This is a genomic window from Delftia sp. Lp-1, assembly GCF_020523835.1.
Classification (GTDB): domain Bacteria; phylum Pseudomonadota; class Gammaproteobacteria; order Burkholderiales; family Burkholderiaceae_C; genus Comamonas; species Comamonas acidovorans.
In genome coordinates this window covers 2,858,514-2,877,359 of sequence record NZ_JAJALJ010000001.1, presented here as the reverse complement: position 1 = coordinate 2,877,359, position 18,846 = coordinate 2,858,514, and the positions used below count along the sequence as shown (strand labels likewise).

Sequence of the window (18,846 nt, the reverse complement as noted above, 5' to 3'; positions counted from 1 at the left end):
TTCGGGAGAAAATGTTATGGATCAAAGAATAAGTGAGACCGAGCTAGGGGCATTGCACGTTTGGCATGCAAGCATGGTGCTGCTGGCACGCCGTGGCGAGATGCTTGGAATTTCTGTATATGAAGCGCCTGCGATCGCAAGTCTAGCCGCACGCTGTGAGTCCCCATATCACATGCTAGTGATAGAGGTAGACGATCCTTGGGATGTGTCCACCAAAAATCGCATTCGCGCGAGCCTTAGCAGGTTTACGGCATAGGCTCGTCTGCGTTTAAAACACTCAGACTCTCGCCGTTTTGTCGTATAAATGACATGTTGCCAAAAAAATCCCTTTTCTGGTGCATGCAATAACCACAATGCTTGTGATAGATGTGAAATGGCTAATGGGCCTAGATGTTGAATTGCATTTGTCTTACAGCGCTCACCAGTACAGAAGCTCATGCTGTGTTAATGACCACACCTGGTAAAAAATCCCCTGGCCAAGTGCCCACATCCTCTTCTCGTAACAGGTTTTCTACGCGCAGGACACTCTACATCGGCATCGCTGTGGTACTTGTTGCTCTTCTGGTTACGCTTGTTCCCTGGTAGATGATCACGGCTGCTTTTGCGAGCTGTACGTAACAGCCTTGCGGGGAAGTGCGATCCCAAAAAGGCCTCTATGAAGAGGTTTAGGGGAGAGATTATAAAAACAGAGTGGTTCAGATGGATGAAGAAGAGCCCGCATTCAGCGGGCTTTTCTACGATTATCATTATATCGGTCTGTGATATTTATCCTCGCGTCCCTCTATATGTGCATTGTGCCTATTGATGTGTTCATGCTGAGAAGATGCTTGGCTGTACGACGGGGTGTTGAGATTGTTTTGAAGCTCTTCTTCGTATATTAATATATCTTCTTTAGACAAGGGGTAATCTTGCTCAGTGGTTTCCATGGGATCTAGGTGAGCTTTGGGAGAAAATACGGTTTTTATAGAATCCCAGAATTTTTCAAAAGGGGTACGAGGGAGTAAGAACATATTGGCCTCCAGTGTGCAAGCCATTTAGAGCGGGCGGGCATATCTGTCGTTCGCGCAATATGGCAGATTTAAGAGCGACCAGAGATGCTGTATTCCACCAGCTGCGCATTATTTTGTGCGGTGGATCAGGAGTGTGGGAGTAATCATCTCTTGATACGGAATGGCTATCAACATCAGGTAGAGAAAAACTTTCGATGTGGATGATTGAATCAGATTTTTTTCTTAATTTCATGTGAACCTCCGGTTTGGATCGTTGGTCAAAGATGACTGACTTTTCACACTACTCTGATTTGCGCGGTAAAACCGTTTGCGTAACAATAATTACCTATATGTAGTAGCGTTTCATGGCGTCGAAGGACATTAGAAGAGGGCGCAAGGCACTCCCTGTGCTTCCGGTTATCAGGAAATCATCAGGAAACTCTCACGGTGTTTACCTGTTCGCGTTTGTCCGGGACATCTGCGGTCTGTAGCGTTTGTCGGAACTTTCGAAGGTCCGAGATCTTCTTGTCCAGAGCCTTCGCTGCGCCCTGAGCCCTGGCCAGCGGCACATCTGCCAACACTCCATCAGCATCCTCTCCGCGCTGAACCCGGGCTTTGAACTCGCTCTCGCTGATGTGGATCCGCTTAAGGTTCTCGTGGTGGGCGTTGCTCTGGCCGTTGGCGCCGCGCGTGTTCCCGTAGAGGCGACCTGCCAGAACACGACAAGGCTCGCCGTCGAGATGATGCCGTCGTTGGTGCCCAGCACTGCAGCGCGCAGCCAACCTACCTGAGCGGTTCATGGCGCTCAGGATGCGTTCGATAGTGGAATGACTTCATAGGCATCTTTTCGTCAACGCGAGGAGCGCCAGGCAGTATGCGGCAGCGTGTTGTCGTGTGGGATGTAGTGATTATTTTCATGGCTTCTCTAGTGTGGAATAAATTTCCATTAAGCTTTATCAGCCTTCGGATAATGCCATGGATTTTTTTATTCGATCGATCGCCGCAACTACGCCCGCCTCAAAATCTCTCCAGTTTTTTACGCCAGAGTGACGCATTTCATTCATCTTCTCATCTGCGGATTTAATCTCGGTATGCATTCTATTAATGTGCATCTGAATATTTACTTTGGCATCGGAGCTTGCCAAGTCATATTTCTTCTCAAGTTCTGATACCGCTGCCTTCCCTTTGGATATCTCCTTTCCGGCATTTGCTAAGAACTGCTCGCGAACCATCGCCTCGTTGGTATAGGTGAATGCTGGCATGTCCTTTACACTTTGTTTTGTAGCCCCCATGATAATCAGTTTTCCTGATATTTCATTAATTTCACGGATTGGAATGGCCACATCATGTTGTCCTATTCCGACAAACCCTCCGGCACTCACGATGGCATAAGTCACATTCTTGTCAGGTGAAATAATAAGATCATCTACTCTGCCAACTTTTTCCCCAGTGTCGTTAAATATAAACTTCCCTATCAATGATTTCTTTGCGCTCCATCCCACGGCGGCGCTGGTGGTTTGGGAGGTCTTAACATCCATTGTGGTAGTTGATCCTGCAATTTGTGCCCTTGCTGTTGCAGCAGAAGCTAGGACAGCGGCTAATGCCAGAACGGCAAGAAAATGGTGTGAATGTTGATTTTTCATGATGAGGTTCTCCAAAACGTACCACATCGGGTGTTGGATGTTTGGTGTACGTTTTATCGCTTTTATACTTATCAAGTAGCGCTGTCTGTACGCGAACGTACAGTGGCTTTTTTTTGACCATGAAACCATTGATGCAGAAATTTCTCTGGAAATATTTCAAGTGTGTGCTGGCGCACAGACATGATTTTAGGTTAGACATATTATTCTGATTGTTGAAGCATCTAGGAATTACCATGAAAACTGACACACAATTACAGCAAGATGTAATGGCGGAGTTGAAGTGGGAGCCTTCTGTGCACGCATCCCAGATTGGTGTAGAGGTCAAGGATGGAGTTGTCACTTTGGCTGGAGAGGTCAGTAGCTATTTGGAAAAATGGGGAGCTGAAAGGGCCGTGCAACGTGTGGTAGGTGTTAGAGCCTTGGCGATCGACATGACTGTCAAGTTGTCGCAAATGGGAAAGAGGACTGATACCGATATCGCAGCATCCGCGCGAAACGTGCTTAGCTGGACGAATTCGGTTCCTATCGACACCGTTCAGGTCCTTGTAGAAGATGGTTGGATTACCTTGTCTGGGGAAGTGGTTTGGAACTATCAGCGTAGCGATGCTGCCGACAGAGTGCGCCTCTTGCCGGGAGTGCGCGGTGTGAGCAACCAAATTTCCATCAAACCCAGGGCTTCAGCCATCGTCGTAAAGTCAGAAATCGAGGATGCCATCAAGCGTCGTGCGACTTCTGATACGAAAACGATTGTTGTTGATGTCACGGGTGGCGATGTGACGTTAACAGGGACCGTCCGTAGTTGGACGGAGCGTGATCTCATAGTTCATTCTGCCTGGGGAAGCCCGGGTGTCCGCCAAGTATTTGACAGGATGACCATCATCTGACAATTTTGGCGAAGGCCGTAGGCTTGAATCGTTATCGCCAATTCATAGCCATTGTTGTCGTGCCTACCTGAAGTGGATGTCTGATGAATCACAAAGGATCTGGGCCATGACCGAAACCTGTCAAAAGTATGCAGAAATAGGGTGAAAGAGGCATGATTTCGAAAACACCAGAGGCGTGGATGATTGAGAATGTGTTTTCTTTTTTATCTATTTCAGCGGAACGGATTTCTAATCTGTTGATCGCAAGTTCAAATCTCGAAGGACTCACCAACAAAAACGCGGAAGCCGCGCTATTGTAAAAGTAGCGCGGCTTCGTTTTGTCCCCAATTGAGGAATAGAGGTCTGGGCTGCTGCCGGTTTCATCTTCCACCTTAACAAGAGGTCATCAAAACCGGCAGCAGCTCACAACGTCAACCACATGTTCAGCACTTTTTGGGAGTAGAAAACATGAAAAATTCCATCCAAGCTCCCTGTCCTCTGTGCAGCCTGACCAGTACAGCCTACTTGGAAAACTATGCCAAGTGGACGCATTTTGTGTGTCCCTGTTGTCGTGAGTTCAAAGTGAACAAGCTGGTCATTAACATGTTGCGTGCTGAATCTGTTGATGTTCGTGAGCGGCTGTCACAGGAGGCTCGGGCGTTGACGGGGAGCAACTATCTTCATATCGCTGCAGCTGAGGGCAAGTCATTGCAACCCAAGGGGCTGACTCCTTGGCGCGCAGAGGTGCGGCAGCGGCCGGTTTAATGTTCAGCCGTCCGGTCCATGCCCAGGGTTTGCCCAGAGCGCGATACGGGTGAACACTGGAGCCATGCTTCATCTACCCACTCGGCCCTGCAGGTCAGACCTCCTAGAAGATCCTTCACGTCGTTTCTAGCTTTCTCCGCGTATCCTTCGCCGATATGGCCCAGCTTTATTAATGTCTCCAGCATAGATAAGGCCCCTGCATTCCATGCTTCCGAAACGGTTAGGGTTGTGCGTATCTCATCTGGTAGAGCTTTTGCCCAGTCATCGAATTTCATATACGTGCCTTGTCTCCGGTGTTCATGCGGTGACTTTCAATGCGGCTTGCCTGCTCGCTGAAGAAAAAAGGGCCTGTTGGCCCTTTGGATTTTTATCCAGCAGATTTATTGCTGAGCCTGTTCTTGCTCAGACCGCTTTTTTTGCTGCTCGGGCGCGTGCGATCCCTCTTTCAGAGGTCGGCTTTGCTCCTGCTGCGAGGGTTGCGGCTTGTTGCCTTGTTGCTGGTTGTTGCCAGGGGTATTTTGGAAAACGGCCATGAAGAGCTCCTTGGTTATCAAAAGCCAAGATCGGCTCCTGAGGTCTAACGATGTTCCTTTTCCTAATTTTCTGCTGTAGTCAAATAGGCCAATGATTATTTAATGTGTAAGCAGCGTGCCGAAAGGCTTTTATTTTTTAGGGTAAAACTGGACCTGAATAGGTTTCTGGTTTTACATAATATGTAGAAATGACGTTCGATCAGATCGCAATTGCCCTGCTGGGGTCCCTGGCAGCTTGGCTCTCCCAAGCCCGGGGAGAGAGCTGGCGCAAATGGGCGCCGGTGTTCGGAATGCTGGGGCAGCCGTTCTGGTTTTATGCCAGCTGGCAGGCCGAGCAGTGGGGCATCTTCGCCGTGTCGATCATCTATGCTGGCGCGTGGGTCCGGGGGCTGTGGGTCTACTGGATCTCGCCGCGGCGTGAGCATGGCACGGAGCCCATTCAACTGGTCCCCCGCCGCAAGCCATGATCTATGCCGTGCTGGGTTAGACCAAAGTGGAGATTTCTGACACCGGCGATGCGCTGATAGTGGAGGGTTCAGGCAGGCGGTGTGCTATGACCAAAACCTGCCAGAAATAGGCTGAAATAGGGTGAAATAGGGTGAAAAGGCATGATTTCGAAAACACCAGATGAGTGGCTATCGTTGCAAGTGGTTGATACGAACGGTATTTTCTTTTATGCCTATTTCGATAGATCGGACTTTTAATCCGTTGGTCGCGAGTGCGAATCTCGCAGGACCCACCAAAGAACACAAGGCCCCGTAGCAATACGGGGCCTTTTTTCTTTGCTATCGAAGAAGTAGCAAGAGTGGCGTTCAGGCCGCTTTTTTCTTGGCCGTTGTGCGGGGTTTTTTGCCAACCAACGCAACAGCACTTTTCAGCGTCTTCGTAGCCAGATGGCTGTACCGCTTCGTGCTCACGGCAGACTTGTGCACCAGCACGCCGCCCATGGTGTACAGATCCACGCCGGCGTTGATCATCTCGCTGGCTGTGCTGTGCCGCAGGTCATGCAGCCGGGCATGGCTGTAGCCGGCCGCTCGCGCGCCAGCCTTGAACGCTTTGCGCGCACGTCCACGCCGCGCTGATGAGCAGCCACAAGTGCCTGTGCAATGTCAGGAGCCTGGAAGGCGTAGGCCAGCACCTGAACGCTTGTCTTGGCGCTGGCGATTGTGTCCAGCACCAACTTGCGGGCGGAACCTTCGGGTGAGAACCCTACCTGCACGCTCGACTGGGCAAAGGAGGCGATCGGCAGAGCGAGCAGAGCCGCCAGTGCAATGCGAGGAAGGTTTTTCATACGCAGATAGTGCTGCGCCCGCGCTGTCTGCGGGCGCGGCGCCACTTCAATTCACGACTGAAATTTTGAGCGTGTACGCGGACGACTTGCCCTGCCGGGCGGCCGCACGATTGAGGAAGACTCGCACACGGTAGTCACCGCTGGCGGGCAAGGCGCCGGTCCAAGTGGGCCCGTCTGCCATTTCGCCGCGGAACAGCGCTTCATCGCTGCCAGGTGGGAGCACGTTGAAGTAGGTCGAGGTGGATTTTGTCTCCATCTGCACGGTCATCGTCTGCCCGGCGCCCGCGCGGACCACGTAGTCGCGCGTCTCCACCTTGTTGCCTTGGAGCTTGCCCTGGACGGTGGCGCTCGACGTGCCTTTCTTGAAGTTCACCGCAGTAGAGGGAACATCCGCCTGAGCCATCGCTGGCACTTGCACGACCGTGAGGCAGGCGACAAATGCAGCTGTGCAAATTCTGGAAAGCATGCAGGTCCTTTCTAGGGGGCGCATATCGCCCCGTTCGCATACAGGCTACCAGACGATCGGGCGCATTGTGCGACAGCCTACGACGAGCCGCCTCGCAGAGATGACGGTGCCGTCCCAAGCCTGCCACGTTCGGCAGGATGAGCAAGGAACAGAAGCAAGCCCCCCAGTGGGAGCGCATTGAGCTGGACTACAGGGCTGGCCCCCCACAACGCGCCCGTAGGACTCTCGCCACCGGAATCTTGCTCAGGGACCGACAGCCTGCAGCCCGCTGGCGGGGCACCATGCAAGCTCTGAAGAAACAGGAGCAATGAATGGCGATTTCAGAAAAGATCCAGGACCTGCGCAAGTGGGATGACTCTCGCAAGGGATTCACGGGAGAGCACTGGCTGGTGCTCGGTGCTGGCCTATTGGCTCTGCGCCACGCCCGGCGGACGGAAAGTGGTATGGGCCGTGTCGTGAGTGGTGCGCTGGGCACGGCACTGATAGCGCGGGCGGTAACGGGCCGCGATGGCGTGCTGGGAACGGCAGAGCGCTTGGCTGCAAAGCCCACGCTGGCCGAGCGCCTGCAGATCGCCGCGCGCCGACTGTAGACACGCAGACGAAGAAAAGGCCCGCAGTTGCGGGCCTTGTTTTTAGGTCAGGGCTGCATCAACGCTGGCGGCGCATGCGACGCAGGCCGAACATCGCCAGCAGGGCAGACATCAGAATGACACCCCACTCGCTGAGCGTAGGAATGGCTGCAGCGCCGCCGGCTGGAGCTGCTGCCAGCACGGGCACGAGTGGGTCTGCGATTACGCCCACGGCAGGGTTGGTATCACCCGGGCCGTTGTCGGTGATGGTGTAGGCCACCTTGGTGCGCGCACCGTTCACGATCACGTTCAGCGCGGTCGCAGGGTCGAACCATCCGCCGGCTCCATCGGGCTTGCGGAACTGCACGCCTTCGGGGAGAGCACTGGGATAGGTGAGAGTCATCGTCACAGATCCGGTGCAGTTTTCGGCGCTGAAAGCGAATTGACCGCTGGGCGCTTGGAGGTTCGGAGGGGTGGAGGTCACAGGTCCGAAGCCGCCGCCAGGTTGCAGCGTGCAGGTGGTGCCGCCGCCGGACATCGTGGCAGACGGTATGCCTGTCATGCCAGGCACACTGCCGGGCGCGCTCAACAGTTGCAGCTTGCGCGGCGTGGCTTGTGTGCTTGCAGAGGCTGCACCGGTTGTCCCGTTGGATGCCATGACCGTGAAGTTGTAGGTGAAGCCATTGCTCAGGCCAGCCACGACGATGGGGGGTGTCGTTCCTTGCTGAGTGATCACACCAGGCGCACCGGGCACGGCCACGGGGGTCGCGGTCACGGTATAGCCTGTGATGGGGGTGCCGCCGTCAGATGCAGGTGCAGTAAAGGTCACCGTAGCCTGCCCGTCGGCTGCAGTGACGTTGCCAATGGTGGGGGCTCCGGGTGCCGCTGCATTCACCATGAAGGTTTGAGACACCTGTGATGCAGGCAGATAGCTTACGTTACCACTTTGGTTCGCATCGACGGTGCAAGAGCCTGTGTTCACAAAAGTCAGCATGCCGCCCGACGTGACCGTGCACACGGCAGTTGTGGTTGCACTGAAGGCCACGGGCAGGCTGGAACTGGCCGTCGCGGTCAGTGTTGGCGTTGTGCCGAAAGTTTGGTCGCCGGGGTTTGTGAACGTGATGCTCTGGGTTTGCTGTCCATTCACCAGTACGCCGGTCGTGGCGGCTACGTTTGCCAAATTCAGTACAACGTTGGTGCCTCCGCTCGTCATCGTGCTCCCATTGAGATTGATGGCTGTCCCTAACGTCACTCCATTTGCATCAAAGTCACCTGGCTGCACGGTGTATATGAAAGTCAGGGTGGAGGTGTTGCTGCCACCGACGAAGTTCGCTTGCCGGACAGTTGAACCAATCGTCAAAGGAATTGACGGTGGGCCGCCAGCTGTGACGGCGACGGGAGCGCTGTAGGTCACATTGAACTGCAGGTTTTGTCCAGCACTATAGGTTCCGTTGGGAGGAACGCTTACTGATTGCACTGAGGGGGCAGCGGCCGCAAGCATGTAGCTCAGCGCGGTTTGGCAGGCGTTGGCGTCTGTGATGGTCACCCAATATTGACCGGGAGCTAGTCCTGTCGCGGTTGCCGCTGTGCCCCCGGAGGGGATCCAGACGTAGGTGTAGCCAGGAGTCCCCCCGCTCGCGACAACTGCTGCGCTACCATTGTTGCCTCCAGTGGGATTGATCTGCGACTTTGTGCCTGATAGGGCTGCTACAGGTTGTCCAACTGTGACAGACGCAGTTCCCTGTAAGTTGTTCGAGTCAGTAACTTCGACGGTGTAAGTGCCAGCCATGAGCCCTGAGGCGGTAGCGTTTGTGCCTCCAGTGGGTGCCCATGAGTAGGAGAAGGGCGCAACACCGTTCTGGATGCTGTGGGCCGTGGCTGTGCCATTGTTTCCTCCGTAACACGAGACATTGGTATGTGATGTGGATACGTTGAGCAACTGTGCGCTGGCGGAGCCAGCAAAGGCCACAAGAGCCACGGCGCTGCCCAGTGCCCATGTGCGGAAATTCCCGGATGACATGTTGGTTCCTTTTTAGCGAACGGCTCGCTCCCTGCAGCGCTCTATACCGAACCAATGTTCGATGGCCGAATTCGTTGCAAATTGTAGAAATTTGTGTATTTTGTGTATATCACTGAAACTTGGTAGTTATTTGGAGTGGGCGGTCTGGTGCTGTGGCGGTCGCCCCAAGCCTGCCAGCTTCGGGCGGATGAGCAAGCAACAGAAACAGGCGCCGCAGGGGGAGCGCATCGAGCTGGACGCGCGCTGTCTCTGACGGCCTGCGCGAGCAATCTGCAGATGCCGCCCGCAGACTTGCCAGCGCGCCCCCCGCATCCGTCCTTGAATACGCCACTGCCGTCAATGCCGTATATGAAGACTGCCGCGCAGCGTATGGGGACATGGCAGCAAAGGCTGCAGGACACGCAGCCGATGTCCAATCATTAGGTGCTGCATGGCCTGGAATATCCAAGGATTTAAATCGCGTTTAATTTCTTGGTTAGATGCTTGATTATAGGAAATCAACTAATAAATTTTTAGGTCAGAGTGTGATTTATGGTTTATCCCAAGCTCGTCAATTCCTGAAAGTGTCGCAGGATTAAATGATTCATATTTTCAGATTGGAATTAGACTGCTTGCGGCTAGGGAGGTGATTTTTTTCTGCAGCTCCTCTAAGAGTGGTTAACACCACTTCACCAGAGGGCCCATCAGAGCGGTTATGCTCCCTGCCCTCATTACGAGAAGGTCCACGTGAGCGTTGACCTTCTCGCTGGCGGTGCTGTGTCGCAGGTCGTGGAGAAGCAGATCAATGAGGCCAGCGCATCCGCTCGTTCACGCGTGTTTTGGGCAGATTTTCCTTAGCAAGCAAATAAATTAACTAAATTAAATTTGTTGAAGCGTTTGATGTGAATTATCTTGATGAACCGGTTGCAGGCTATAGTCAGGCGGCTTCGCTTAATTTTCATGTCAATGGAGACGTTATGAATCGATGGGTCCGCAGTGTTGTGATTTCTGCCTTTGCCTCTTGCCTGTCTGCTTACACAATGGCGGCCTTGCCTGATTCCGGTATTTGGGCAGTGGATGGTGAGCTGAATGGCAAGCCTGGGCGTGGGATTCAGATAGACAGGCAAGGCGGGCTGAACGTGATCGTTACTTACTTCGGATACAGAACGGATGGCTCTGCACTTTTCCTGCAGGCTGCGGGTCAGCTGAAGGATGAAAAAACCTTCGAAGGTGAACTGACGGAATACCGTGGCGGCCGCGTTCTGGGAGGGCCCGCACAGGATGGAGAGCCCGTGCGAGTCGTAGGACCTGTCCGCATTGTTTTTGATACAGAGACTTCTGCTACGGTCACTTTGCCCGGGGAGGCGCCACAGCCAATGAAGCGGTTCGGCTTTGAGGACAATTTGGCCCGCATGCATGGCAAGAGCTTCAGCTACTCATCGGGTGAGGAACTGGTGATGAGTGGTTCGAGGGGTGGGCAGCTTCATATCTACGCTAAGGGAGATGTGTTCCGCATGGAGGAGGAGTTTGCAGCCGGAGGGACTTGCTTTTACGAGGGACCTCTGAGGTATTCGGGAGGTGGCATCTACTCTGAGGGGCTTTTGAGCTGCAAAGGCGCTCCGTCTCGATCCGGCTTGAACATGTACAGGATTGAGAGGCTGCACGTGGACGAATACGGCGTCCTGACGGGACGGATCCATTGGAGCGGGGTGGATGCAGCCGGCCAACTCGTCCAACCGGCCAGAACGGTACTGGGCTTTTGCCATAGCAGTGCAGCCGTAATGCTGACGCCCATGCCGTGCTTGGGCGGCGGAAAAAACTACTACCAGGCTGAAAGGCATTGAAGGAATCACAGCGCACGCGCGCTGTGATCATTCCTTTCTGGGCGGGTCCTCAAAAATCCGTCCCGCTCCTGTGCTCAGTGCTGGCGCCGCGTCCTGGCTACGCCGACCAAGGCCAGCAGTCCCGACAGCAGCAACAAGCTCCATTCGCCAAGCGTGGGGATGGCCTGGGCTGACGCGATTGGGGGCGCGAAGGTGATCAGAACGGACCCGTCCGCACCATTCGAATCTCCGACGCCACCCATACCCGCTCCGCTGGTGGCTGCTACGAATGTGATTCCGGTGCCGTAGCTGCTGCCACCACCGCCAGCGCCGCCTATGTCGTCAGTGTTCCCGCCGCCGCCACCACCGCCGCCGCCGTAGCCGCCACCACCACCACCGGCGTTGTAGCCGCCGGCTCCTCCGCCGCCTGCGCCGCCACCGCCCAAACCGGGGCCCATGCTGCCGGCGCTGGCGCCACTGGCTCCTGGTCCTGCAGGGCCCACCCCGCTGCCGCTGCCGCCTCCGTCTTTGCCTGTGGCCGTGCTGCCGTCCCTGCTGCTGGTGCTGCCGCCAGCGCCTCCCGTGCCATCGGTGCCAATGCCACCGGCCCCGCCCGTGCCTGCCACCGTGCCGCCTGCGCCACCGGGGTGTGCCGCGTTGCCCATCGTTCCGTTGCTGCCGTTGCCACCTCCGACGCCCACTCCCGCATTGCCACCGGAAACTCCAGCGGTGTCGTTGCGGCCGGCGCCGCCTCCGCCGCCCGCCACGGCCAGAACGGTGAGGGCGGATGTGTCGATGATGCTGCTGCTTCCACCGCCCCCTGCGCCGACAGGCCCTCCTGTGGCGCCTCCGCCACCGACGCTGATCAGGAGGTTGTTGGCAGGAGTCACCGCCAAGCTGCCTGTGCCAACGGCGGCGTTTCCTCCTGTCACCATGGATGAGCTGAGAACGCCCCCGCCGCCACCGCCGATGAGGGTGACGGTCATGGTCGTGATGCCTGCAGGTACGGTGCAAACCTGGGGTCCGCCAGCGGCGGTGTACACCGTTCCACTGACGCAGGGCGCTGCCCAGACCGCAGGGGCCAGGCACGCAGCGCAAGCTGCCAGAAGACGCGCATTCAATATGCCCTTGCGCAGTTCAGGCCAAGGCGTGATCCATCTTTGTTGACTCGGTGTTGTTGCTCGCATTTTTCCTCATCCCTTGGTGAATATATTTTGCGAGCGCGATGCTATGTGATGGTCTGAATATTGTCTATTGATGAATTACTTGATTTCGGCTTATAGGGTCACGTTGATGTTGTTTTGATATTGATATAAATAAATCAATAGAAAATTAAAATGTATTGAGCTTGAGATTATTGAGTTTTATTTGTTTGGATTTATTTTTCCAGCTTTATTTCAGTAAGCCGTCATGGTATTAATCAGCGGAAATTCGCTCTGCTATTTCTGGTTTTCAATGGAAAAAGGCTCGAATTAATGCGAGGCCTTTTCTCATGCAAAGCACAACGCGAAATCAACATTGAGACAGCAGTGCGCGAGCCCATGTCCTGTGCCTGAGGTTGATTCTCACAATCCAAGAAACTCAAACGGTGCCGATTCCTGAAAATTCCGCGTGGCATCGCCCGAGAATGTGTGGTCCTGATCCGGTCCCAGGTCGAGCTTGAGCACCTTGCCTGTTTGCTTGCTGAAGTCCAGTGCCTTGAGGTCCACCCAGAAGGTATTCGGTGTCAGGGCCGACTCGAAGAAATAGAGCTTGCGCTGGTGGTCGAACACGGTCCGCCAGCGGGTGGAGGAGATATTGGGCTCCTCCGGCGTATTCAGGCCGTAGGGGACCGAGGCGTTGCGGATCACGCTGAAGACGCTGGCAAGCGCCTTGTTGGGGTCCGGGCTTTTGGGGATCGCGTTGACGTAGAACGATGCGCGGGCAAAGCGGTCAGCGGCCCGGTTGGTGCCGGGCAGCATGGTGGTGCCGCCCACTTGCTTCCAATAGGCGTTCAGGGCCAGTTGCTGATCAAAGGTCGGCGAGTTGGTCATGACCTGGTATTCACGGCCGTGGTGTATCACCTGCCGGCCGTTGATGTATTCGACGATCGCGCTGTCGCCGCTGGCGTCGGACATCGAGAGGTGCAGCGTTGTCAGGCGGTTCTCTCCGGGCACGTTGTCCGAGACGATGGTGAAGGGCTCTTTCTCCAAAGCCGCGACGGCTTCCTTCACGGTGGCGAAGTTGTCCAGCACATACTGCGCCCAAGCCGCAATGGTCAGGCCGGGTTTGCTGCCTGCGCCGAAAGCGGGGTATTGGGATTCCACGAGCCATAGCAGGTTGGCATTCAGGCCGGCCTCATTGACTCCATCGGTGGTAGAAACGTCATAGCCCGAGGTGACAACGCTGCCGTACCTGGAAGTCCAGCGCAGGGAATTGGGGCCGGCCTTGCCGCTGCGCTCCATGCCGCGCGGCAGTACCCAGAGATTGCTGACGATGTCGCTTTTCCAATCCATGGAGCGTGCCGTCACGACCTGGCCATTCGCACCCAAATAGACAAGGCGAGTACAGGCCCAGGCGCTGGAAAGGGCTGCAAGCCCGGCAAATCCCACCAGCAATGCGCCCACAACGGGACGAATCTGCAATGCGCTTTTCTTCACGGGCAATTCCTTTGTAAGCAAATGGACTGGCGCAGTGTAGGCGGCAGGCATTTGCATCCAGAGTCGGATAAAGCCGCATTGGAGACGGCCAAGGCGATGGCCGATGGTTTTATGGGCGTGGTGCAGGCAACGGCACGCGCGCTGGCAGCACGGTCAGATGGCGTGGCTGAGCATGGGGCTGGCCAGCATTGCGACGGCAAAGGAAATGGCGCAAATGGCAGACCACAGAAAGACGAGGAAGAGGTGTCGCATCAGAAAGTTCTCGGCAGTTCGGTGGCGAATGCGGCCCGCAAGGCGCGCAAGCCCCGCGCGTACAGGCGCCACAGGGGCGAGCGCGACTCCATGCGCAGCAGCAAAGGCTGGCTGCCGCGAAGGGGAAAGGCTTCCAGCAGGCTGCGGTGGTAGCGGGCATCCGGGTCCGGGTTGAAGCTTTCTGTCGGAACGACTCGACTCATCTTGTATCTCCGTCACATGATTTGGAGAGGTTTCTCGGTACGTGCTCTCCTATGGGCTCTATTTCAATTGGTTGCGCGGTGTTTCTGTGCGGGCCAAGGCTGAGGTCGCATGTAGGCCGCGCCTGTACGCCGTGTATGTGTTTTGCGGACGCGCTGTGCGCTGCGTCCTCAGGCCTCGCAGGGGTGCGAGGAGTGGCCTGCAAGCCTCTCTGCGGCGGCTTGCCGTGCCTAGAATTCCTGGTCCCCATTTCATTTGTTTGCCAGGAGTTCCATGTCGTCCCTTGTTCCTCCGCTTCAGATCCGGCCCGTCACACAGGCGGATCACCACCAATGGCTTCCTCTCTGGCAGGGCTACAACGCCTTTTATGGGCGCGCTGGCGAGACGGCGCTGCCCGAAGGCATCACACAGGCCACCTGGGAGCGCTTCCTCAATCCGCTGGAGCCGGTGTTTGCGCTCGTGGCGGAGAGCGAGGGTGAGCTGGTCGGCCTGGCGCACTACCTGTTTCATCGCAGCACCACGCGGCTGGAGCCGGTGTGCTATCTGCAGGATCTGTTTGCCGATGCGCGGCGGCGCAAGCAGGGCATTGGCAAGTCGCTCATCCGTGCGGTCTATGCGCAGGCTGCGCAGGCGGGAGCGCGCCGCGTGTACTGGCAGACGCAGTCCTCCAACGAAGCGGGTCGCGCGCTGTATGACCAGGTGGCCGAGCACCGGGGCTTCATCGTCTACGGGCACGAAGTGCAGGGCTGAGGCTGACGCTTTGTTGTCGGGTAGGCGGCCTGGATACGAAACCTGTTGAAACAGCGGGCGTGTGCTGCCGCTGCAAGGCCTGCGGGCAGCCCGGCAACCCTAGAATCACGCGTTGTCCTATCGCTGCTAGCGCTGCACCCCATGTCCAATCTCATCGTCCACGGCGGCACGCCTTTGCGCGGCCGCGTCGTTCCCTCCGCCAACAAGAATGCCGTGCTGCCGATTCTGTGCGCCACGCTGCTGACCGATCAGCCGCTGCGGCTGCATGGCGTGCCGGACATCACGGATGTGCGCAAGATCCTCGACATCTTCCGCACGCTGGGCAGCGAGGTGCAGCTGGACGAGACCACGCGCACGCTGCAGCTGCACCACCGCGACACGCGCTTTGACGCGTCCTCGCACCGCCTGCCCGAGGAAATGCGCTCTTCCATCATGCTGGTGCCGCCGCTGCTGGCGCGCTTTGGCGTGGCGCGGCTGGAGGACAACGTCAAGGGCTGCACGCTGGGCGTGCGCGAGATTGATCCGCACGTGGACATCTTTCGCTCCTTTGGCGGAGAGGTGGAACGCGCCAGCGGCTCCCTGCTGATCCACAGTGCCGCACCGCTCAAGGCCGTGCGCCACTGGCTGGACTACGCCTCAGTCACGGCCACGGAGAACTTCGTGCTGTGCGCCGTGGCTGCGCAGGGCGAGTCCATGCTGACCAATGCGGCCTGCGAGCCGCATGTGCAGGAGTTCTGCCGCTTCATGGTGATGATGGGTGCCGATATTGACGGCATCGGCACCTCGCGGCTGACGGTGCGCGGCGGTGCGCCGCTGGGCGGCGGCGATTTCACCTTCGAGGAAGACTTCCACGAGATCACCACCTTTCTCGCGCTGGGCGCGATCACGGGCGGCGATGTGGAGGTGCGCAACAGCACGCCAGACAACTTTCCGCTGATCGACCGCACCTTCGCCAAGTTTGGCGTGCAGGTGGAGCACAAGAACGGCTGGTCGCGCGCGCTGCGCTCGGGGCCGCTGAAGGTGCAGACGCCTTTCACCAGCAATGTGCTTACCAAGGTGGAAGCCGCTCCCTGGCCGTACTTTCCGGTGGATCTGCTGCCCATCTTCATTGCGCTGGGTGTGCATGCGCAGGGCAATGCGCTGTTCTGGAACAAGATCTACGACGGCGCGCTGGGCTGGACGGGCGAGCTGTCCAAGTTCGGTGCCCATGTGTTTTCTTCGGACCCGCACCGCGTGGTCACCTTTGGCGGCAATCCGCTGACGCCGGCCGTGGTGGAGAGCCCCTACATCATCCGCGTGGCGATTGCGCTGTTCATGGTCGCCAGCAGCATCGAGGGTCGATCGGAGATCCGCAACGCCACGCCGATTCGCCGTGCGCATCCGCACTTTGTCGAGAACCTGCGCAGCCTGGGCGCGCGGGTGGAGTGGACCAACGAGGAGTGAGGTCAGGCGGCGATGCGCAGGCCGCTATGCCTGCGGCGCCGCATCCGAGAATCTCTTGGCCGCCCTGAGCAGGTAGCTCACGGCATAGAGGATGGGGTCGTCCATCTCGTCGTCGTTCACGCGGTCAATGATTTCCAGCAGGCCTTGAAGGTCGGCCGACATCTGCGGCAGCACGCTGCTGGCCAGCGCCTCGACCGGCTGCTCTGCAGCGGCACGGTCTGCCTTGAGGTGGTAGCTGCGCAGCAGGTCATGGACACCGACCACCATGGCGCGGTTGGATCTTTCCACATGCATTTCCAGCACGCTCAGCGCCGCGCTGATGTGGCATAGCGCATCGGTCGCCAGGCTCTCCGGATCGGGCGCTCTGGCGAGGGCCTGCGCAAGGCGCGCGGAGGCGGGCATGTCTGTGTCCGGCATGGTTCTGTTCTTGCGCAATAGGTCTGGGGTTCAGTGCTCTTACGCACGGGCATCGGCGTGTGCATGGCATGGGGGCTGGTTTGGCCGGTCCTCGGTCGGGCCGATTCAAATGTTATGCCAACTTGGAATCATGTCAACTAGGCATGAATCTGAATTTGCATCTGGCAGGTACCATCGCCCAATGCAACGAAAACCCTTTCCCAGCGAAACCCAGGAGCGCTTCATCGTCCGTTTCCCGGATGGAATGCGCGATCGCATCTCGGAAGTGGCAAAGGCAGGCCACCGTTCCATGAATGCCGAAATCGTTGCCCGCATACGGCGCAGCTTCGAATTGGATGAAGCCGGCGACACGGCCCAGGCTGGCCCGGACCTGGATGTGGCGGAGTTGAAAAAGGAAATCGCGCGCCTGTGCCGCTTGCTGCAAGAACACAAGGACGCCGCTGCAGGCCTGTTCGAGGCGCACAAGGAGGCCGTGGTGACCGAAGCCCTCAAGCGCCTGCGCTCCGAAGCGGGTGAGGCCGCGTCTTTGCCCAAGGCCACGGGGGATGGCGTGCAGGCCCGTCGCACCAGCAAGAAGACCTGAGGCTGTAGGTCTCAGACCACGCGTATCGTTGCAGCGCGCTGGCGCGCGCCCCGGTTTGCCACGCGTATCGTTGCGTTGGGTGTTAAACAACCTATCCCTTTTTGAAGGCTCTTGCAGCAAAGGACGCAACTATGAACACGGATCAGATCAAGGGCACGCTCAAGGATGCCGCAGGCAAGGTGCAGCAAAAGGCTGGCGAGTTGATCGACAGCCCCGAGCAACAGGCCAAGGGCATTGCCAAGCAGGTCGAAGGCACGGCCCAGAAGAAGCTGGGTGATGTGAAGGAAGTCTTGAAGGACGCGAAAAAATAAGGCATTCACCCTGCCTTTGCGAACAAGCCCGCCACACCCTGGCGGGCTTTTTCTTTTCCACGGATTTTGATGAATGGGCGTGCGAAGAAGGCGCTCCGCGCTTCCTGTTTCAGACGGCCTGCGGCACCCTGCGGCCAGGGTCCGTGGCCACATGCACGCGGTCGCGGCCCGCCTGCTTGGCGGCATACAGCAGGCCGTCGGCGCGCGTCAGCGCATCGGTCAAGGCGGTGTTGGCGGCCACGGGTGCGATGCCGAAGCTGATGGTCACCCGCTGGCCGGCCGCCAGCACATAGCCGTCCGCGCTGAGCTGGGCGCGTATGCGCTGGGCCACGCGCTCGGCCTCCTGGGGCGTGGTGCGCATCAGCAGCAGCACGAATTCCTCGCCGCCAAAGCGTGACACCAGATCGTCGTTGCGCACGTGTTGCTGCAGGGTCTGGGCCACGGCCTGCAATACACGGTCTCCGCAGTCATGTCCCCAGCTGTCATTGATGCGCTTGAAGTGGTCTATGTCGCCTATCAGCACGGAGATCGGGGCCATGTGCGGATCGGCCAGGCGCAGCTCGGCAGCCTCCTGAAAGGCGCGGCGGTTGAGCAGGTTGGTCAGCGAGTCGTGGTTGCGCTCCTCGCGCAGCGCGGTGAAGACATCGCGCACCGTGCATGCCAGCAGCATGAGGGTGAACAGCAGCGCAAACGACAGCGTGCTGACCAGGGTTACCAGCCAGTAGGTGGAGCGTGCAATCTCGTTGAGATCGGTGCTGCCAAGGGCCAGCACCAGCAGCGGCCGGGCAGCGGTGTAGCCGGCAAACACCACGTACGACCAGTAGAGCATTCTCTCCAGCCAGTCCTGCGGCGGCCGGCGCCGCAGCATGGCGGGCGCCGGCAGCATCTGCAGCAGACCCAGGCCGGTGTTGAGCCAGTGCACGCGCACCCACAGATCGACCTGGACCCGGCTGTAGTAGTACAGCGCAGCCAGGACGACGGTGCCTATGAGCAGCCCCAGCAAGGGATGGGCCGAGACGCCATAGCGCCCCGCCATGCAGCGCGCGAAGCACCAGGTGCCGAACAGATACATGGCGCCCGTGAACACGGCCCAGTGGTGCAGTTCTTCCCGGGGTGCAAGGCTTTGCCAGGCCAGCGCCAGAGAAACCAGGGCGTATCCGCCCGCAATCCACAGCAGGTAGCGCTGGCGCCGCTGCACCAGCCAGCACACGGCCAGCGTGCAACTGAGCAGCAGAATGCTCAGCGGCGCAATCAATACATAGAGGCGATCGGTATCGAGTGACACATCCACAGCGTGTTATGCACTTGC

21 protein-coding genes and 2 pseudogenes are annotated in these 18,846 nt (G+C 57.6%); 9 read left to right on the top strand and 14 right to left on the bottom strand.

All coding sequences use genetic code 11. From position 1 onward, the window contains the following. Positions 1 to 1,707 precede the first annotated feature (1,707 nt). Both LGR64_RS12950 and LGR64_RS12945 read right to left on the bottom strand, forming a co-directional pair. Positions 1,708 to 1,826, bottom strand: a pseudogene (locus tag LGR64_RS12950) (VIT1/CCC1 transporter family protein); the annotation flags it as partial. 119 nt (positions 1,827 to 1,945) lie between these two features. After that, entirely contained in the window at positions 1,946 to 2,632 is a 687-nt protein-coding gene (locus LGR64_RS12945) for a PRC-barrel domain-containing protein (protein WP_141836054.1), read from the bottom strand. A gap of 233 nt (positions 2,633 to 2,865) precedes the next feature. Between LGR64_RS12945 and LGR64_RS12940 the strand changes: the two genes are divergently transcribed. Further along, entirely contained in the window at positions 2,866 to 3,516 is a 651-nt protein-coding gene (locus LGR64_RS12940; protein ID WP_141836057.1) for a BON domain-containing protein, read from the top strand. An 88-nt stretch (positions 3,517 to 3,604) separates the two neighbouring features. Here the strand turns inward: LGR64_RS12940 and LGR64_RS12935 are convergent, their stop codons facing one another. Then, positions 3,605 to 3,886 carry a hypothetical protein gene (locus LGR64_RS12935; RefSeq protein ID WP_230355657.1) on the bottom strand — a complete coding sequence of 94 codons (282 nt, stop codon included), beginning with the start codon at positions 3,884 to 3,886 and terminating at the stop codon, positions 3,605 to 3,607. A gap of 77 nt (positions 3,887 to 3,963) precedes the next feature. On the opposite strand from LGR64_RS12935, the gene LGR64_RS12930 reads away from it, so the two are divergent. Continuing rightward, entirely contained in the window at positions 3,964 to 4,260 is a 297-nt protein-coding gene (locus LGR64_RS12930) for a hypothetical protein (RefSeq protein WP_225614168.1), read from the top strand. Between the two features lie 380 nt (positions 4,261 to 4,640). On the opposite strand, the gene LGR64_RS12925 is transcribed toward LGR64_RS12930, so the two are convergent. Next, the gene (locus tag LGR64_RS12925; protein WP_155737659.1) at positions 4,641 to 4,793 is read right to left on the bottom strand and encodes a hypothetical protein; all 153 of its coding nucleotides are present in this window, start codon (positions 4,791 to 4,793) and stop codon (positions 4,641 to 4,643) included. Between the two features lie 188 nt (positions 4,794 to 4,981). On the opposite strand from LGR64_RS12925, the gene LGR64_RS12920 reads away from it, so the two are divergent. Next, positions 4,982 to 5,260 carry a hypothetical protein gene (locus LGR64_RS12920; protein ID WP_141836063.1) on the top strand — a complete coding sequence of 93 codons (279 nt, stop codon included), beginning with the start codon at positions 4,982 to 4,984 and terminating at the stop codon, positions 5,258 to 5,260. Between the two features lie 345 nt (positions 5,261 to 5,605). Here the strand turns inward: LGR64_RS12920 and LGR64_RS12915 are convergent, their stop codons facing one another. The 3 genes from LGR64_RS12915 to LGR64_RS12905 are packed head-to-tail and all read right to left on the bottom strand — an operon-like array spanning position 5,606 to position 6,550. After that, on the bottom strand, positions 5,606 to 5,803 hold the full coding sequence (locus tag LGR64_RS12915; protein ID WP_311770761.1) for a tyrosine-type recombinase/integrase: 198 nt from the start codon (positions 5,801 to 5,803) through the stop codon (positions 5,606 to 5,608). Continuing rightward, positions 5,767 to 6,084, bottom strand: coding sequence for a phospholipase D-like domain-containing protein (locus tag LGR64_RS12910; protein ID WP_230355655.1), 318 nt, complete (start codon positions 6,082 to 6,084; stop codon positions 5,767 to 5,769). Before LGR64_RS12910 ends, LGR64_RS12915 begins: the two co-directional genes overlap by 37 nt. 46 nt (positions 6,085 to 6,130) lie before the next feature. Continuing rightward, entirely contained in the window at positions 6,131 to 6,550 is a 420-nt protein-coding gene (locus tag LGR64_RS12905; RefSeq protein WP_034398464.1) for a hypothetical protein, read from the bottom strand. A 311-nt stretch (positions 6,551 to 6,861) separates the two neighbouring features. Between LGR64_RS12905 and LGR64_RS12900 the strand changes: the two genes are divergently transcribed. Beyond that, positions 6,862 to 7,140, top strand: coding sequence for a hypothetical protein (locus LGR64_RS12900; RefSeq protein ID WP_034392940.1), 279 nt, complete (start codon positions 6,862 to 6,864; stop codon positions 7,138 to 7,140). Between the two features lie 58 nt (positions 7,141 to 7,198). On the opposite strand, the gene LGR64_RS28630 is transcribed toward LGR64_RS12900, so the two are convergent. After that, the gene (locus tag LGR64_RS28630; RefSeq protein WP_230355653.1) at positions 7,199 to 8,665 is read right to left on the bottom strand and encodes an IPTL-CTERM sorting domain-containing protein; all 1,467 of its coding nucleotides are present in this window, start codon (positions 8,663 to 8,665) and stop codon (positions 7,199 to 7,201) included. Positions 8,666 to 8,725: 60 nt separating this feature from the next. Further along, positions 8,726 to 9,139, bottom strand: a pseudogene (locus tag LGR64_RS28670) (hypothetical protein); the annotation flags it as partial. Positions 9,140 to 10,020: 881 nt separating this feature from the next. Between LGR64_RS28670 and LGR64_RS12890 the strand changes: the two are divergent. Next, positions 10,021 to 10,962 carry a hypothetical protein gene (locus tag LGR64_RS12890; protein ID WP_230355651.1) on the top strand — a complete coding sequence of 314 codons (942 nt, stop codon included), beginning with the start codon at positions 10,021 to 10,023 and terminating at the stop codon, positions 10,960 to 10,962. A 74-nt stretch (positions 10,963 to 11,036) separates the two neighbouring features. Here LGR64_RS12890 and LGR64_RS28625 read toward each other — a convergent pair whose 3' ends face one another. The 3 genes from LGR64_RS28625 to LGR64_RS12865 all read right to left on the bottom strand — a co-directional run bounded on the left by LGR64_RS28625 (position 11,037) and on the right by LGR64_RS12865 (position 14,035). Next, positions 11,037 to 11,831: an IPTL-CTERM sorting domain-containing protein gene (locus LGR64_RS28625; RefSeq protein ID WP_328511970.1), complete on the bottom strand. Its 795-nt coding sequence runs from the start codon at positions 11,829 to 11,831 to the stop codon at positions 11,037 to 11,039. Between the two features lie 675 nt (positions 11,832 to 12,506). After that, on the bottom strand, positions 12,507 to 13,637 hold the full coding sequence (locus LGR64_RS12870; protein ID WP_230355649.1) for a linear amide C-N hydrolase: 1,131 nt from the start codon (positions 13,635 to 13,637) through the stop codon (positions 12,507 to 12,509). A gap of 194 nt (positions 13,638 to 13,831) precedes the next feature. Further along, the gene (locus LGR64_RS12865; RefSeq protein WP_088164929.1) at positions 13,832 to 14,035 is read right to left on the bottom strand and encodes a hypothetical protein; all 204 of its coding nucleotides are present in this window, start codon (positions 14,033 to 14,035) and stop codon (positions 13,832 to 13,834) included. 271 nt (positions 14,036 to 14,306) lie between these two features. Here LGR64_RS12865 and LGR64_RS12860 point away from each other — a divergent pair, with 271 nt between their 5' ends. Both LGR64_RS12860 and LGR64_RS12855 read left to right on the top strand, forming a co-directional pair. Continuing rightward, a complete protein-coding gene (locus LGR64_RS12860) occupies positions 14,307 to 14,783 on the top strand; it encodes a GNAT family N-acetyltransferase (protein ID WP_012205305.1) in 477 nt (158 codons plus the stop codon). A gap of 141 nt (positions 14,784 to 14,924) precedes the next feature. Then, positions 14,925 to 16,226: a UDP-N-acetylglucosamine 1-carboxyvinyltransferase gene (locus LGR64_RS12855; RefSeq protein WP_043820918.1), complete on the top strand. Its 1,302-nt coding sequence runs from the start codon at positions 14,925 to 14,927 to the stop codon at positions 16,224 to 16,226. A 24-nt stretch (positions 16,227 to 16,250) separates the two neighbouring features. Here the strand turns inward: LGR64_RS12855 and LGR64_RS12850 are convergent, their stop codons facing one another. Then, the gene (locus LGR64_RS12850) at positions 16,251 to 16,643 is read right to left on the bottom strand and encodes a hypothetical protein (protein ID WP_034392958.1); all 393 of its coding nucleotides are present in this window, start codon (positions 16,641 to 16,643) and stop codon (positions 16,251 to 16,253) included. 181 nt (positions 16,644 to 16,824) lie between these two features. Here LGR64_RS12850 and LGR64_RS12845 point away from each other — a divergent pair, with 181 nt between their 5' ends. Continuing rightward, positions 16,825 to 17,226, top strand: a complete 402-nt coding sequence (locus LGR64_RS12845) for an Arc family DNA-binding protein (RefSeq protein ID WP_013802676.1) — start codon at positions 16,825 to 16,827, stop codon at positions 17,224 to 17,226. A gap of 131 nt (positions 17,227 to 17,357) precedes the next feature. Beyond that, positions 17,358 to 17,537 carry a CsbD family protein gene (locus tag LGR64_RS12840; protein WP_012205309.1) on the top strand — a complete coding sequence of 60 codons (180 nt, stop codon included), beginning with the start codon at positions 17,358 to 17,360 and terminating at the stop codon, positions 17,535 to 17,537. A gap of 109 nt (positions 17,538 to 17,646) precedes the next feature. Here LGR64_RS12840 and LGR64_RS12835 read toward each other — a convergent pair whose 3' ends face one another. After that, on the bottom strand, positions 17,647 to 18,822 hold the full coding sequence (locus LGR64_RS12835; protein WP_230355647.1) for a GGDEF domain-containing protein: 1,176 nt from the start codon (positions 18,820 to 18,822) through the stop codon (positions 17,647 to 17,649). Positions 18,823 to 18,846 lie beyond the last annotated feature (24 nt).